The following is a 14,335-nucleotide window of genomic DNA, read 5'->3' on the forward strand; positions in this document are numbered from 1 at the left end:
CCTAGCGCGAATGAGAATCATTTTCAATACGGGCAACTACTGAGCGTGTCGATACCAGCGATCCTTGCCCAGCATGATCTCGTGGTGTCCTCGCCCGGGAGGCATCATCGGGAAGCAGTTCTCGGCCTGCGCCACCCGCACATCGAGCAGGAAGGGCCGGCTGGAGTCCAGGCAGGCATCCATCGCCGCTTCCAGTTCGCCCGCCTGCTCCACCCTCCTCGCCTCCCAGCCGAAGGCGCGCGCCAGCGCCACGAAGTCGGGCAAGGCTTCGGTGTAGCTGTGGCTATAGCGCCCGCCATGATGCAGCTCCTGCCACTGGCGCACCATGCCCATGCAGCCATTGTTCGACAAGACCAGCTTCACCGGACAGCGGTGCTGCACCGCGGTCGACAGCTCCTGGATATTCATCAGCACCGAGGCATCGCCACTGACGCACACGACCAGCGCGTCCGGATGCGCGACCTGGGCCCCGATCGCCGCCGGCAAGCCATAGCCCATGGTGCCGGCGCCGCCCGAGGTCAGCCAGCGGCGCGGCGCCTCGAAGCCCAGGTATTGCGCGGCCCACATCTGGTGCTGGCCGACGTCGGTCGAGACGATCGCATTCCTGCCAGCCAGGCGCCCGGCCAGGGTGGACATCAGCTGCTGCGGGACGATCGCGGCATCCTGCGCGGCGAAGTCGAGGCAGCGCTCGGCGCGCCAGGAGTCGATGGTGCGCCACCAATCCCTGAGCAAGGCGGGATCGGCGCGCAGGCCGACAAGGCGGTCCAGCAGGCCGCGCAGCACCGCGCCGCAATCGCCGCGCAGGCCGACATCGGCCGCCACCACCTTGCCGATCGAGCGCGGATCGATGTCGATGTGGACGATCTGCGCGCCTGGACAGAAGTCGGCCAGCCGTCCGGTCACCCTGTCGTCGAAGCGCGCGCCGACGCACACGACCAGGTCGGCGCCATGCATCGCCAGGTTCGCTTCCAGCGTGCCGTGCATGCCGAGCATGCCCAGCCAGCGCCGGTCCGAGGCCGGAAAGGCGCCCAGCCCCATCAGGGTGAGCGTGCATGGCGCGTCCTTCCAGCGCACCAGGCGCGTGAAGGCGGCGCAGGCGTCCAGCCCCGCGTTGATCAAGCCGCCGCCGCCGTAGAACACCGGGCGCCGCGCCTGGCGGATGAGCAGCGCCGCGGCGTCCAGGCCATCCCGGTCGTCGTCCACGGCGCGCAGCATCGGAGACGGCTTTACCTGGCGCCCGAAGTCGGCCGCGTCCACGGCGCGCGCCTGGATATCCTTGGGCACGTCCACCAGCACCGGGCCGGGCCGGCCCTCGCTCGCTTCAACCACCGCGCGCCGGATCGTGGCGACGATGTCGCGCGTGGCGCGCACCTGCGTGTTCCATTTGGTGACCGTGCGCGAGATGCCCAGCGCGTCGCACTCCTGAAACGCGTCGGTGCCGATGGCGGCGGTCGCGACCTGGCCGCTGACGCACAGGATGGGGATCGAATCGCTCAGCGCGTCGAGCAGGCCGGAGGTGGTGTTGGCGATGCCCGGCCCGGAGGTCACGAACACGACGCCCAGCCGGCCGGTCGAGCGCGCATAGCCTTGCGCCGCATGGACGGCGGCCTGCTCGTGGCGCACCAGCACGTGGCGCAGCCGCCCATCCTGGGCCAGCGCATCGTACAAGGGCAGCACGGCGCCGCCGGGATAGCCGAACACGGTGTCGACGCCGCAGGCGACCAGGGTGTCGAGCAAGAGGCCGGCGCCGGTCAGGGCGACCTTGCCGGCGGCTGGCGGGAGGAATTCGGGATGTGGTTTCATGCCTTGAAGTCTATCGAGGAAAGACATGAAAGTGCTTCATATTTTCAGCTAGAATTGCCGCCTTACCTGAATAATTTTCGTCAACAATGAATCAAGAAAGAAAATCTTTCGATGCGACCGACTTGACCATCCTGGGCATCCTGCTGCGCGACTCGCGCACGCCGCTGCAGGAGATCAGCGCCGCGGTCGGCCTGTCGACCACCTCGTGCTGGAACCGCATCAAGCGGATGACGGATAGCGGAGCCCTGCAGGGTTATACGGTCAAGGTCGACCTGCCGAGCCTCGGCTACCACGACCAGCTGATCGTGCAGGTCACGCTCGACAGCCACAGCGAAGAAACGCTGTACGAATTCGGGCGCGCGCTCGAATCGATTCCCGAGGTGCTGGAAGCCTCGCTGATCTCGGGCGACTACGATTATTTCCTGCGCATCGCGGTGAAGGACACGCGCGACTACGAACGCCTGCTGCGCGAACGCCTGTACAAGATCCCCGGCATCCGCCACAGCAAGTCGAGCTTCGTGCTGCGCACCCTCAAGAAGGTCGATACGCCGCTGACGGCCTAGCGCCGCAAATCCATGCCGAGCTTGAGCGCGGCCGCGATATTACGCGCCGTGCACTGCAGGTTGAACTGCGCGCCGGCCAGCACCTCGGCCACCGTCCCCGCCTTCATGACGGTGCTGAAGGTGGCGGCGATGCCGTGCGCGTGCACCGCGCTGGCGTCGTTCGCCAGGCAGCCGCCGATGGCGATCACCGGCTTGGCGTGGCGCCCGGCCACGCGCGCGACGCCGATCGGGGTCTTGCCGTTGACGGTCTGGCTGTCGATGCGCCCCTCGCCCGTGACCACCAGGTCGGCGTCGCGCACGAAGGCGTCCAGGCCCACCGCGTCGGCCACGATCTCGCTGCCGGGACGCAGGCGCCCCTTCAGGAACACCAGCATCGCCGCGGCGATGCCGCCGCCGGCGCCGGCGCCGGGAATATCGGCCACGTCCTGGCCCAGGTCGCGCGCGATCACGCCCGCGTAGTGGCGCAGGCTGGCGTCGAGCCGCTCGACCATCTCGGGCGTGGCGCCCTTCTGCGGTCCGAAGATCGCCGACGCGCCCCTGGGCCCCACCAGCGGATTGCTGACGTCGCAGGCCACCTCGAACACGCATTCTTCGATGCGCGGGTCGAGCCTTGACACGTCGATGCGCGAAAGGAGGGCCAGCGCGGCGCCGCCCGGCGCCAGCTGGGCGCCCTGCGCGTCGAGCAGTTCGACGCCGAGCGCCTGCAGCATGCCGGCGCCGCCATCGTTGGTGGCGCTGCCGCCCACGCCGAGGATGAAGCGGCGTGCGCCGCGATCGAGCGCGGCGCGGATCAGTTCACCGGTGCCGCGGCTGGTCGCCACCAGCGGATCGCGCTCGGCGGGCGCGACCAGCTCGAGGCCGCTGGCGGCGGCCATCTCGATCACGGCGGTCGACTCGTCGCCGCTCAAGCCATAGAAAGCCTCGACCGGCCGGCCCAGCGGGCCGGTGGCCTGCAACACGACCTGGCGGCCGCCGGTGGCGGCGACCATGGCCTCGACCGTGCCTTCGCCGCCGTCGGCCACCGGCACCTTCACGTAGGCGGCGTCGGGAAAGATCTCCCGGAAGCCGGCCTCGATGGCGCTGGCGGCTTCTAGGGCCGACAGGCTTTCCTTGAACGAATCTGGAGCGATGACGATTTTCATGGACCTCTCCTTTAGCGATTGACCAGACGGGCAGGCACGACCAGCACCAGCATGGCGCCGATGAACAGGACGGTGGACAGGATGTACAGCGCGACGTCGGTGCTGCCGGTGGCGTCCTTGATCCAGCCGACCAGGAAGGGGCTGACGAAGCCGGCCACCTGCCCCATCGAATTGATCAGGGCCAGGCCGCCGGCCGCCGCCGCGCTGCCGAGGAAGGCCGCCGGCAGGGGCCAGAACATCGGCAGGCCGGTCAGCGCGCCCATCGTGGCCAGCGAGAGGCCGACCAGCACGATCACCGCGTTGTCCGAGAAGTTGGCGGCCATGAGCAGGCCCACCAGCGCCATCAGCAATGGCGCCGACAGGTGCCAGCGGCGCTCGCGCCGGCGGTCGGCCGAGCGGCCCACCAGCACCATGAACACGCCGGCGAACAGGTAGGGGATGGCGCTCAGCCAGCCGACCGTGGTCGCGTTCTCGAAGCCCAGCGACTTGATGATCGAAGGCAGCCAGAAGTTGATCGCGTAGACGCCCATCTGGATGCTGAAGTAGATGAAGCCCAGCATCCACACATGCCAGTCGCGCAGCACGGCGCCGAAGGAATGCACCGCGTGCACGCCCTTCGCGCGCTGCTGCTCGTCCTGGTCCAGCGCCTCCTGCATCGCGGCCTTTTCGGCGTCGCTCAGCCAGCCGGCCTGCCTGATGCCGTCGTTCAGGTAGAAGAACACGGCCACGCCCAGGAACACGGTCGGAAGGCCTTGCAGCAGGAACAGCCACTGCCAGCCGTCCATGCCGCCCTGGCCGTGCGCGAAGTGGCTCAGCATCCAGCCCGACAGCGGGCCGCCGATCAGGCCCGAGACGGGGATCGCCGACATGAACAGCGCCATCACCTGGCCACGCTTGTGCGACGGGAACCACTTGGTGAAGTACAGCACCATGCCGGGGAAGAAGCCGGCTTCGGCCACGCCGGTGAAGAAGCGCAGCACATAGAATTCCATCGGCGTGGTCACGAACAGCATGCAGGCCGACAGCGAGCCCCAGGCCATCATCATGATGGCGATCCAGCGCCGCGCGCCCAGCCGGTGCAGGATCAAATTGCTCGGCACGCCGAACGTCACGTAGCCGATGAAGAAGATGCCGGCGCCCAGGCCATACACGGTTTCGCTGAGCTGGAGCGCGTCGAGCATCTCGAGCTTGGCGAAGCCGACGTTGACGCGGTCCAGGTAGTTGAACAGGTAGCAGACGAAGATGAAGGGAATCAGGCGCCAGGTGGCCTTGCGGTAGGCGCCGTCCAACAGGGCCGCGCCGGCGGCGCCGCCCTGGACGCCGGATGTGCTTGCGGTGGTGCTCATGCTGTCTCCGAATTTCTAATAGGGTGATCTGCAAGATTATCGGCCAAACAAGGGATATCCAGCGTCGGCGACACGCACAAACCAGAGCGGGAAATAGCCGGCATTTTTTGTGCAACCTCACAATATTTACCATCATCGACCGGATACGGCCTCCTCGGCGCAGGAAGTTTTGTGCATAATCACAAGGTTCGCTCCACCTTCCAGGCCCTACCCCATGCATATCCTCGACACCCGGCTTGCCCAGGAAATCGTCACCCGCACCATGCGGATCATCCCGTTCAACGTGAATGTGATGGACGCCAACGGCGTGATCCTCGCCAGCGGCAACCCCGAGCGGATCGGCGAACTGCATGCGGGCGCCCTGCTGGCGCTGGCCAAGAAGCTGACCGTGGAGATCGACGCGGCGGCCGCGCGCAAGCTGCATGGCGCCCAGCCGGGCATCAACCTGCCTCTCTCCGTGGGCGGCCAGCTGTGCGGCGCGGTGGGCCTCTCCGGCGCGCCGGACGAGGTCCGCCAGTTCGGCGAACTGGTGCGCCTGACGGCCGAGATGATCCTGGAACAGGCGGCGCTGGCGAACGAATTGCAGAACAACTCGCGCTACCGCGAAGCCTTCGTGCTGAACCTGATCCGCTTCGAGGCGGCGCAGCGGCCCGAGCTCGAAGGCTGGGCGCGGCGCCTGGGCCTGGACCTCGAACGCATGCAACTGGCGTTCCTGCTCGAACTGCAGCCGGACGGCGCCGAGGCCGGGGCCGCCCTGCACGACATCCAGCGCCTGCAGATGCGCCTGCTGGCGCGGCGCGAGGATGCGCTGACCGCCACCGTCGGCCCGTCCGAGATGGTGCTGCTCGATTCCTGGGACCCGGCGCGCAAGGGCTACGAGACGCCGCCGCAGCGGCGCCTGGACTTGCTGGCCCAGCTGGTGCGCGAGGAATGCGAGCTGCCTTTCACGCTGGCGATGGGCATCGCCCTGCCCGGCCTGGAAGGCGCCGCCGTCTCGTACCAGAGCGCGCGCAGCGCCAGCCGGCTGGGGCGCCTGCGCATGCCGCAGCAGCAGGTGTTCAGCTATTACGACCTGGCGCTGCCGGTGCTGCTGTCAGGACTCGACAGCGGCTGGCAGGCGCACCAGCTGCGCATGCCGATCGCGCGCCTGGCGGGCGACAAGAGCCGCGCCATGCTGCGCGCCACGCTCGACACCTGGTTCGCCCAGGACGAGAACTCGGCCGCCACCGCGGCCAGTCTCGGCATCCACCGCAACACGCTCGACTACCGCCTGCGCCGCATCGGCGAACTGACGGGGCTGGACCTGGCGCGCAGCGAGGACAAGCTGCTGCTGTACGTGTCGGCGCTGCTCAGTCCCGCAAGCGCCTGATCCCGTGGCGGTCAGCGATCGACCAGCCGCGCCGGCACGGTCAGCACCAGCAAGGCCCCGACCAGCATCACGCTCGACAGGATGTACAGCGCGACGTCGGTGCTGCCGGTGAGGTCCTTGATCCAGCCGACCAGGAAGGGGCTGGCGAAGCCGGCCACCTGCCCCATCGAATTGATCAGGGCCAGGCCGCCGGCCGCGGCGGCGCTGCTGAGGAAGGCCGCCGGCAGCGGCCAGAACATCGGCAGGCCGGCGAGCGCGCCCATCGTCGCCAGGCACAGGCCGATCATGGCGACGACGGCGTTGTCCGAGAAGTGCGCGGCCATCGCCAGGCCCGCCAGCGCCATCAGGAGCGGCGCCGACAGGTGCCAGCGGCGCTCGCGCCGGCGGTCGGCCGAACGGCCCACCAGCACCATGAACACGCAGGCGAACAGGTAGGGAATCGCGCTCAGCCAGCCGACCGTGCCGAGGTCCTCGAAGCCGAGCTCCCGGATGATCGACGGCAGCCAGAAGTTGATCGCGTACGCCCCCATCTTGATGCTGAAATAGATAAAGCCGAGCATCCACACATGGCGGTCGAGCAGCAGCGCGCGCAGCGAGTGCACGGCGCTCGCGCCGGGCGGGCGTTCGCGCTCGTCGCGCGCGAGCTCCTCCTGCAAGGCGGCCTTCTCGTGGGTGCCGAGCCAGCTGGCCTGGGCCACGCCGTCGTTCAGGTAGAACAGCGCCGCCAGGCCCAGGAACACGGTGGGCAGGCCCTGCAGCAGGAACAGCCACTGCCAGGCGGCCATGCCGCCCTGGCCGTCGGCGAAGTGGCTCAGCATCCAGCCCGAGAGCGGGCCGCCGACCAGGCCCGAGACGGGGATCGCCGCCATGAACAAGGCCATCACCTGGCCGCGCTTGTGCGACGGGAACCACTTGGTGAAATACAGGACCATGCCGGGGAAGAAGCCGGCTTCGGCCACGCCGGTGAAGAAGCGCAGCAGGTAGAACTCCAGCGGCGTGGTCACGAACAGCATGCAGGCCGACAGCGAGCCCCAGGCCATCATCATGACAGCGATCCAGCGCCGCGCGCCCAGCCGGTGCAGGATCAGGTTGCTCGGCACGCCGAAGCTCACGTAGCCGATGAAGAAGATGCCGGCGCCCAGGCCATAGATGGTCTCGCTGAACTGCAGGGCGTCGAGCATCTCGAGCTTGGCGAAACCGACGTTGACCCGGTCCAGGTAGTTGAACAGATAGCAGACGAAGATGAACGGGATCAGGCGCCAGATGGCCTTGCGGTATGCCCCTTCCAAAATGGCCGGGCCGGTCCCTGCCGCGAACGCGCCGGGCCGGCTTGCGGTGTCGAACATGCTGTCTCCGAATTTTTTAGAATAACCCTGACATTATCGTCTGAACCGGAGACAACAGGGGGGCGACGTGCACGGCGCGCCCCGCCGGCCCACGCGCGGCGCCTTGAGGTTCGAGCATGACTTCGCACGACGTGCGCGCCGGGACGGGACCGGCATGAACAGCGCCGAAATGACGAGCCAGCAGCCACAGGATGTCGAAGGCGCGCGCGCCGTCGCGCTCACAGTCCCAGGTCGGACAGCCCGGGATGGTCGTCGGGACGGCGTCCCAGCGGCCAGCGGAACTTGCGCTCTTCTTCCTCGATCGGCATGTCGTTGATGCTGGCATAGCGGTGGACCATCAGGCCGTCCGGGCCGAATTCCCAGTTCTCGTTGCCATAGGAGCGGTACCAGTTGCCGGAATCGTCGCGGCTCTCGTAGGCGTAGCGCACCGCGATGCGGTTGTCGGCGAAGGCCCACAGCTCCTTGATCAGGCGGTATTCGAGCTCCTTTTTCCATTTGCGCTCGAGGAAGGCGCGCGCCTCGTCACGGCCGTTGACGAATTCGGCGCGGTTGCGCCAGCGCGTGTCCAGGCTGTAGGCCAGCGCCACCTTGGCGGCGTCGCGCGTGTTCCAGCCGTCTTCGGCCAGGCGCACTTTTTTGATCGCTGATTCGCGGGTGAACGGCGGCAGCGGCGGACGCACTGCGGGGGGCGCTGCGGTGGACATTGTCATGGTTCGACCTTTCGGTTGGTGGTGAAGGAAGACAGCTTACAGATCGAGTTCCAGCAGCGGGCCCCTGGCCCACGAGACGCAGGGCGTCATGCCGAGTGCACGCTGCCGGGCGTTCAGGCACACGTCGCGATGCGGCGGCTCGCCCGACACCACGTCAGCATAGCAGTTGCCGCGGTCACCGCGCTTGCACACGCAGGAAACGCACACGTCGGCCTCGATCATCGCATCGAGGACGGGCCAGGGCGCCATTGATGCGGTAGCGGCGGCGTGAGCCGAGCTCGATGAACAGGCTGCCGATCGCCGGATTGGCGGCGACGTTGCGCCAGAATGGCTCGTCAGGATCGCGCAGCGCCGCCGGCAGGTCGACGGTGACCTGCGCCGCGCTGTCGGCAAGGGCGAAGCCGGGCTGCCCGAACAGGAACGTAGACCAGGGCGCACCCTCCGGGTCGACGCTCGCCAGCACCACCATCGACTGCTTGCCGATGAAGGGCCGGGCGCCGTTCAGGATGGAGTCGGCGATGACCACGCCGTTGCGGTCGGCGATGCCGACCTCGCCGGCGCTGTGCTGCACGGCGCGTTCGCCGTCGTGGTAAACCGAAGTCGTCATGCTGCGTTCTGCTATCAAAGACGTGAGCAAATGTGCTCAGCGTCCTCTTCCTGCCCCGAGCCGTCCTGTTGACCGTGTTCGTATCTGACAGGCGTGACTTTCCCGCCTGCCGCCGACAAAGTTCGGCAGCAGTGTCTGACGTCACCGCCAGACTCGCCACGGGTAGCGCCGTTCTCGTTGCAAGAGCGATGGTGGCGGGCCGTGCTTCATATGAAACACCTCGTTATTGACCGTATGCCCATGCACATTTAACGTCTCTGGTCTCTGTCGCTTGGTTTTCGCGGCAAAGATGAGTCATGTGATGGTGTGCTTCCTTGCCAGCATACGTAGCATCAGACACCTGTGATGGGGCCAGAGTTCCGCTCCCGGGCTGGCGGCGCGCTGGCCGCGTTCGTCGTGGGACCATTCTCATGAATTATGCAAACGCAGGGAATCGGCGCGACCCGCAATTCATTATTTCTCCAAAAGGAATGCCGGGCCGGATTGCCATCGTCCGCGTATCAGATTCGCAACATCCCTCGTTTCCCGCACCGATAGTTGTCATTACTGCTCGCCGCGCGATTACACTCCTCGGTATTTACGTGGTTTCATAGGGACAATTGATGAATATGAAGTTGAAGGCGGCGGCGCGCGCCGTGCGCGGTGCGCTGCTGGCGGGCGCCTGGATGGCGGCAGGGGCGGCGGGCAGCGCGCTGGCGCAGGAAACGCCGCCGGTGACGACCGACGTTGCGCCGGCAGCCGCGCCGGCGCCGGCCGCGATGCCGAAGGTCGAGGTCACCGGCTCCGCCATCCGGCGGGTGCAGTCCGAGACCGCCCTGCCGGTGCAGATCGTCTCGCGCGCCGAGATCGAAAAGGCCGGCGTGACCACCGCCTCCGAGCTGCTGGCCCGGGTATCGAGCAACGTCAACGGCCTGACCGACGGCGCCAGCATCAATGTCGGCGGCGACCAGCGCGGCTTCAACAGCGCCAACCTGCGCGGCATCGGCACCTCGTCGACCCTGGTCCTGCTCAATGGCCGGCGCATGGCCAACTTCGCCTCGCCCGGCGACGACAGCGGCGTCGACCTGAACAACATCCCGGCCGCCGCGCTGGAACGGGTCGAGGTGCTGCTGGATGGCGCCTCCGCGCTGTACGGCACCGACGCGATCGGCGGCGTCATCAACTTCATCACCCGCAAGGACTTCCAGGGCCTGGAACTGAACGCCTACGGCAGCACCACGGACGAAGGCGGCGCCGGCAAGCGCACCGCCAGCATCAGCGCCGGCAAGGGCGACCTCGAACGCGACGGCTACAATGTGTTCGCGGTGGCCGACTTCCAGCGCACCAATGCGCTCAATACCTCGCAGCGCAGCTTCATTCCCGCCCTGCGGGTCGAGGAGCGCCTGGGCCATCTGCTGTCGGGCTATACCGGCCCGGCGAATATCCGCCTGACCTCAAACCAGCGCGACCACCTGCAGGAACTCGGCTTCACCATCAACGGCCGCCCGATCACCAACCGCCTGATCAACCTGTCGGCGCCCGATTGCGCGCCGCCGGCCAACGTCTACCTGCCCGACGGCACCGGCGGCGTGGACGCCTGCACCTATAACTACATGGGCGACACCGAGCTCTATCCGAAGACCGAGAAAGCCAGCCTGCTCAGCCGCGGCGTGCTGAAGCTCGGCGGCGGCCACCAGGCCTATGCCGAAGTCGCGCTCAGCCGCTCGAAGTCGTACTACACCGGCTCGTCGGCGCGCGTCACCGGCTATATCGACTACCGACTGGTGCCGCAACTGGTGGGCACCGGCCTGGAAGAACTGGACGACGACTATCCGGGCGAGCTGGAACTGCGCATGCGCCTGTCCGAAGCCGGCCAGCGCACCAGCGAACTGACCAGCGAAGGCATGCGCTTCGTGGTCGGCGTGAGCGGCACCGTGGGCGGCTGGGACTACGACACCGCGTATAACCACAGCGTCAACACGGTCAAGGACCGCGACACCAACGGCTACGTGCTGTACAACGAGCTGATGGAAGGGATCCTGGACGGCCGCATCAACCCGTTCGGTCCGTCCAGCCCGGAGGGCCTTGCCCTGCTCGACAGCATCCAGGTCGACGACGTCGTGCGCCGCGCGCGCGGCACGCTCGACTCGCTCGACTTCAAGTTCTCGCGCGCGCTCATGCCGCTGGCGGGCGGCGAGCTGGCCGTCGCCATCGGCGGCGAGGTGCGGCGCGAGAAGAACAATTTCACGCCTTCCGCCCTGCTCCTCTCCGACAACATCAACAACGACGCGGCGCCGGAAGGCGGCCGCGCCACCAGCGACAAGCGCGACGTCGCCGGCCTGTACGGCGAATTGCTGGTGCCGTTCGCGCAGCAGTGGGAGGCGCAGCTGTCGGCCCGCTACGACCATTACGAGCAGGTCGGCGGCGCGGCCAGCCCCAAGATCGGCCTCTCCTACCGTCCGACGGATGCGCTGCTGCTGCGCGCCTCGGCCGGCCGCGGCTTCCGCGCGCCGACCATGACGGAGCTGTTCCGCCCCACCGTCTACAGCAGCACCGCGACCCTGCCCGATCCGGTGTATTGCGCCACCGTCGACAACAACTACGCCGACTGCGCCGACAACTGGGATACGCGCCGCTACAGCAATGCCGACCTGCAGCCGGAGCGCAGCCGCCAGTTCTCGTTCGGCGCCGTGTTCGCGGCCGGCCGCAACGTGAGCGCCTCGCTCGACTACTGGAACATCAAGCGCACCGACTTGATCAGCGAGATCGGCGACGACATCATCCTGGGCAACCTGGCCAAGTACGGCGACCTGGTGCACCGCGATGAAGACGACGTGATCGACTACATCGAGCTGCGCAAGGAAAACCGCGGCGCCCAGGTAGCCAAGGGCCTGGACCTGGCGGTCACGGTGCGCGGCGTCGACACCGCCATCGGTCGCTTTGGCGGACGCCTGAACGGCACCTATGTGCTGTCGTCGGAAATCCAGAACGCGCCGGGCGATGCTTTTGTGAGCAACCTGAACAAGTTCGTGACCGACGGCGTGGTGCAGCGCTGGCGCCATACGGTGAGCTTCGACTGGGAGCGCGGGCCGGTCTCGGCCAGCCTGCAGAACACCTGGTCGAGCGGCTACGACGACCAGAACACGGCGATCAATATCGACGACGGTTCGGTGGTGGCGGCCAACAAGGTCAAGTCGTACTCGCTGTGGGACCTGTCGGCGGCGTATCAGGCGACGCCGCGCCTGAAGCTGCGCGCCGGCATGCAGAACCTGTTCGACGAGAGCCCGCCGTATTCGAACCAGGCCTATTACTTCCTGTCCGGGTACGATCCGAGCTATACCGATCCGCGCGGGCGGCGGTTCTATGCCAGCGTGAACTATTCGTTCCAATGAGTTGGCTATAAGTATGGGTTCCGAACTTTCAACTCACACAGATAACCGGGGGCTGTCGTCTCTTTCGACTCCCCCCGAAACATATAATTGATTTGGTTTTTTTGAAGAAACATAAAACTAATTACTTCTTCTAGCCTGTCACACCGTTCTTCAAGAAAGTCGTGTACATGAAGGCTCTGGTCAATTCTGGGAGTTCGAAATGAAACATTCCACGTGGCCGCCGTGATCGCTATACCTTAGCCGTTTCTGATGGTTGATCATAACGAGAATGGGAAGAAAATGTCCTACATACCGACCTCTTATTACGTTGGGCTACTTACTGCAGTCATCAGCGGATGTCAAGCGCCTACGCCCCCCAAAAATGCTCCAATATGCCCGCCAGGCAGCGCCCCTCTTCTCGAGGAACGGTTCCCCGCCCGAGTAGGATGTGAACAGCACAATGGTCTTACTCTCTACGCACAGCAAAAGCCTGCGCAGCGCGTGCCACGCGCACGCGCTGAGTTCTCCGGTACGGACCTTGACATTCCTCCAGTATTTATAGGCGTCTCAATCTCAGGGGGCGGCAGCCGCGCTGCTGTTTTCGGTATGGCCGTCCTTGAACGTCTTCACAACCTTGGGATTTTACAAAATGTGAGTGCGATATCCACGACCTCAGGGGGCGGACTCGCAGGCGCCTATTACGCGATCCATGGCCAGAACATCAATTGGAGCAACGCGCACGACTTGATGGCGATCGACTACCAATCACCGTGGATCAAGGCGAGCCTGAATCCAACCAGCCTCTGATCACAATTCACGACGACTAGAGATCGGGCTGATGTAATGAATGACATTTTTGATCGGGAGCTCTTCGATGGACTTACCTATTCTGATCTTGGACCTTTCGTGCCTGGAAAAGCACCAATCTGGCTTGCCAACGCTACACGACTGGAAGGTACTGAACGCTTCACCTTTTCGACAAAGTCATTTGATCGAATCCATTCAGACCTTGCTCAATTTCCCATCTCTAGCGCTGTGACGGCATCTGCCGCATTCCCGGGCGCCTTCAACAGCATGACTTTATTTGATTATCGACTGAGAATAAAAGACGCAGTGCCAGCAAGTCGAAATGAAGATTCCTATATTCACCTTATCGACGGAGGACCCACAGACAATCTGGGTATTGAAGCACTACTTGAACTAGCGAAATCACATGCGCGCCAGGTATTGCGTCCCGGACATCGCAATCAATCCCGCCAAGACTCGAGACAAGGAATTTGCATGCTGATTGTAGTCGATGCGTACACACCTGGTTTGAAGGGGAAATACTCTTCCCGCGACGATCTGCGCGGCTTTGCTGGCAGATTTGTCGATGTGAACTTTCTCGACGCAATCGACGCGATGCTCCTAGGGCGCCGAAATGACTTGTTGGGGTACTTAGGCCTCGGTTCGGGAACATACCGTCCACTTTTTTCGCCAAGTTTCGTGTACTTTGATGCACCCGTTGTCAGCTCGAGTATCGGGGCCGGACACCGAGTTGAACCAGAATCCTCGGGTAATGTTCCCGAAATATATCTTTCGCGAAAACCCAGTGAGATAGCGGAAGTTACGCCAATTCCTGACGGAAGTATGCGCTGCGCTGTATGGCATATAAATTTGAGCGGCACCAAAAACATTCAGCACACCTTGGGTCTCCAGGACGAATGGGGTACTGATTCTCTTGTCGACAGAAAGGAACGCGTAAAGTTGGATAATCTGGTAAGCCAAATTTCCACCAATTTTCGTTTAAAGGGTCCGGAACGTTGCTCCGATAAACTTCTGCGTGATGCATTGCACGAAGCCGCTGACATCTTGGTCTACGAGGACAAATTTTCGCGACAGGCCGCATGCGAATGGCTCACGACGCATGGCTTGGATGAACATAGTGTTTGTAAAGCACCCCAGACTCGACAAGCCAAAGCGGCCGATATCAATGCACAGCTAATATTTGCCGACAAACCTATTGCTGGATTGACAGAGACCATGAGGCTTGAATGTAAGTAATATATAACTTACTACCAACCTTGGATCAAAGCGGATATGAATGCGTGAGCATGGTC

The 14,335-nt window shown here is 64.8% G+C and carries 12 protein-coding genes; 5 read left to right on the top strand and 7 right to left on the bottom strand.

Annotated features, from left to right (window positions below):
• Positions 1 to 36 precede the first annotated feature (36 nt).
• Positions 37 to 1,803, bottom strand: a complete 1,767-nt coding sequence (gene ilvB, locus KY496_RS08270) for a biosynthetic-type acetolactate synthase large subunit (RefSeq protein ID WP_219864457.1) — start codon at positions 1,801 to 1,803, stop codon at positions 37 to 39.
• 86 nt (positions 1,804 to 1,889) lie between these two features.
• On the opposite strand from ilvB, the gene KY496_RS08275 reads away from it, so the two are divergent.
• Positions 1,890 to 2,366, top strand: a complete 477-nt coding sequence (locus KY496_RS08275; RefSeq protein WP_071362292.1) for an Lrp/AsnC family transcriptional regulator — start codon at positions 1,890 to 1,892, stop codon at positions 2,364 to 2,366.
• Here the strand turns inward: KY496_RS08275 and KY496_RS08280 are convergent.
• Positions 2,363 to 3,508 carry a glycerate kinase gene (locus tag KY496_RS08280; RefSeq protein WP_005667128.1) on the bottom strand — a complete coding sequence of 382 codons (1,146 nt, stop codon included), beginning with the start codon at positions 3,506 to 3,508 and terminating at the stop codon, positions 2,363 to 2,365. The genes KY496_RS08275 and KY496_RS08280 overlap by 4 nt on opposite strands.
• Before the next feature lie 11 nt (positions 3,509 to 3,519).
• A complete protein-coding gene (locus KY496_RS08285) occupies positions 3,520 to 4,854 on the bottom strand; it encodes an MFS transporter (RefSeq protein ID WP_005667127.1) in 1,335 nt (444 codons plus the stop codon).
• Positions 4,855 to 5,068: 214 nt separating this feature from the next.
• On the opposite strand from KY496_RS08285, the gene KY496_RS08290 reads away from it, so the two are divergent.
• On the top strand, positions 5,069 to 6,223 hold the full coding sequence (locus KY496_RS08290; protein WP_071362290.1) for a sugar diacid recognition domain-containing protein: 1,155 nt from the start codon (positions 5,069 to 5,071) through the stop codon (positions 6,221 to 6,223).
• A gap of 11 nt (positions 6,224 to 6,234) precedes the next feature.
• Here KY496_RS08290 and KY496_RS08295 read toward each other — a convergent pair whose 3' ends face one another.
• The 4 genes from KY496_RS08295 to KY496_RS08310 form a co-directional block, all read right to left on the bottom strand.
• A complete protein-coding gene (locus tag KY496_RS08295; RefSeq protein WP_229520473.1) occupies positions 6,235 to 7,569 on the bottom strand; it encodes an MFS transporter in 1,335 nt (444 codons plus the stop codon).
• Between the two features lie 218 nt (positions 7,570 to 7,787).
• Positions 7,788 to 8,273 carry a nuclear transport factor 2 family protein gene (locus KY496_RS08300; RefSeq protein WP_219865081.1) on the bottom strand — a complete coding sequence of 162 codons (486 nt, stop codon included), beginning with the start codon at positions 8,271 to 8,273 and terminating at the stop codon, positions 7,788 to 7,790.
• Between the two features lie 42 nt (positions 8,274 to 8,315).
• A complete protein-coding gene (locus KY496_RS08305) occupies positions 8,316 to 8,471 on the bottom strand; it encodes a hypothetical protein (RefSeq protein WP_219864458.1) in 156 nt (51 codons plus the stop codon).
• A complete protein-coding gene (locus KY496_RS08310) occupies positions 8,455 to 8,886 on the bottom strand; it encodes a pyridoxamine 5'-phosphate oxidase family protein (RefSeq protein WP_229520474.1) in 432 nt (143 codons plus the stop codon). Before KY496_RS08310 ends, KY496_RS08305 begins: the two co-directional genes overlap by 17 nt.
• A 602-nt stretch (positions 8,887 to 9,488) precedes the next feature.
• Between KY496_RS08310 and KY496_RS08315 the strand changes: the two genes are divergently transcribed.
• From KY496_RS08315 to KY496_RS08325, 3 genes are all read left to right on the top strand, one after another.
• Positions 9,489 to 12,257 carry a TonB-dependent receptor gene (locus KY496_RS08315; RefSeq protein WP_219864459.1) on the top strand — a complete coding sequence of 923 codons (2,769 nt, stop codon included), beginning with the start codon at positions 9,489 to 9,491 and terminating at the stop codon, positions 12,255 to 12,257.
• A 279-nt stretch (positions 12,258 to 12,536) separates the two neighbouring features.
• Positions 12,537 to 13,043, top strand: coding sequence for a patatin-like phospholipase family protein (locus KY496_RS27445; protein WP_370660076.1), 507 nt, complete (start codon positions 12,537 to 12,539; stop codon positions 13,041 to 13,043).
• 36 nt (positions 13,044 to 13,079) lie between these two features.
• Positions 13,080 to 14,279: a patatin-like phospholipase family protein gene (locus KY496_RS08325; RefSeq protein ID WP_219864461.1), complete on the top strand. Its 1,200-nt coding sequence runs from the start codon at positions 13,080 to 13,082 to the stop codon at positions 14,277 to 14,279.
• Positions 14,280 to 14,335 lie beyond the last annotated feature (56 nt).

The organism is Massilia sp. NP310 (assembly GCF_019443485.1).
Classification (GTDB): Bacteria; Pseudomonadota; Gammaproteobacteria; order Burkholderiales; family Burkholderiaceae_D; genus Telluria; species Telluria timonae.

Coding starts and splice junctions, on each gene's coding strand:
- ilvB (WP_219864457.1), bottom strand. CDS start 1,803: ATGAAACCACATCCCGAATTCCTCCCGCCAGCCGCCGGCAAGGTCGCC.
- KY496_RS08275 (WP_071362292.1), top strand. CDS start 1,890: ATGAATCAAGAAAGAAAATCTTTCGATGCGACCGACTTGACCATCCTG.
- KY496_RS08280 (WP_005667128.1), bottom strand. CDS start 3,508: ATGAAAATCGTCATCGCTCCAGATTCGTTCAAGGAAAGCCTGTCGGCC.
- KY496_RS08285 (WP_005667127.1), bottom strand. CDS start 4,854: ATGAGCACCACCGCAAGCACATCCGGCGTCCAGGGCGGCGCCGCCGGC.
- KY496_RS08290 (WP_071362290.1), top strand. CDS start 5,069: ATGCATATCCTCGACACCCGGCTTGCCCAGGAAATCGTCACCCGCACC.
- KY496_RS08295 (WP_229520473.1), bottom strand. CDS start 7,569: ATGTTCGACACCGCAAGCCGGCCCGGCGCGTTCGCGGCAGGGACCGGC.
- KY496_RS08300 (WP_219865081.1), bottom strand. CDS start 8,273: ATGTCCACCGCAGCGCCCCCCGCAGTGCGTCCGCCGCTGCCGCCGTTC.
- KY496_RS08310 (WP_229520474.1), bottom strand. CDS start 8,886: ATGACGACTTCGGTTTACCACGACGGCGAACGCGCCGTGCAGCACAGC.
- KY496_RS08315 (WP_219864459.1), top strand. CDS start 9,489: ATGAATATGAAGTTGAAGGCGGCGGCGCGCGCCGTGCGCGGTGCGCTG.
- KY496_RS27445 (WP_370660076.1), top strand. CDS start 12,537: ATGTCCTACATACCGACCTCTTATTACGTTGGGCTACTTACTGCAGTC.
- KY496_RS08325 (WP_219864461.1), top strand. CDS start 13,080: ATGAATGACATTTTTGATCGGGAGCTCTTCGATGGACTTACCTATTCT.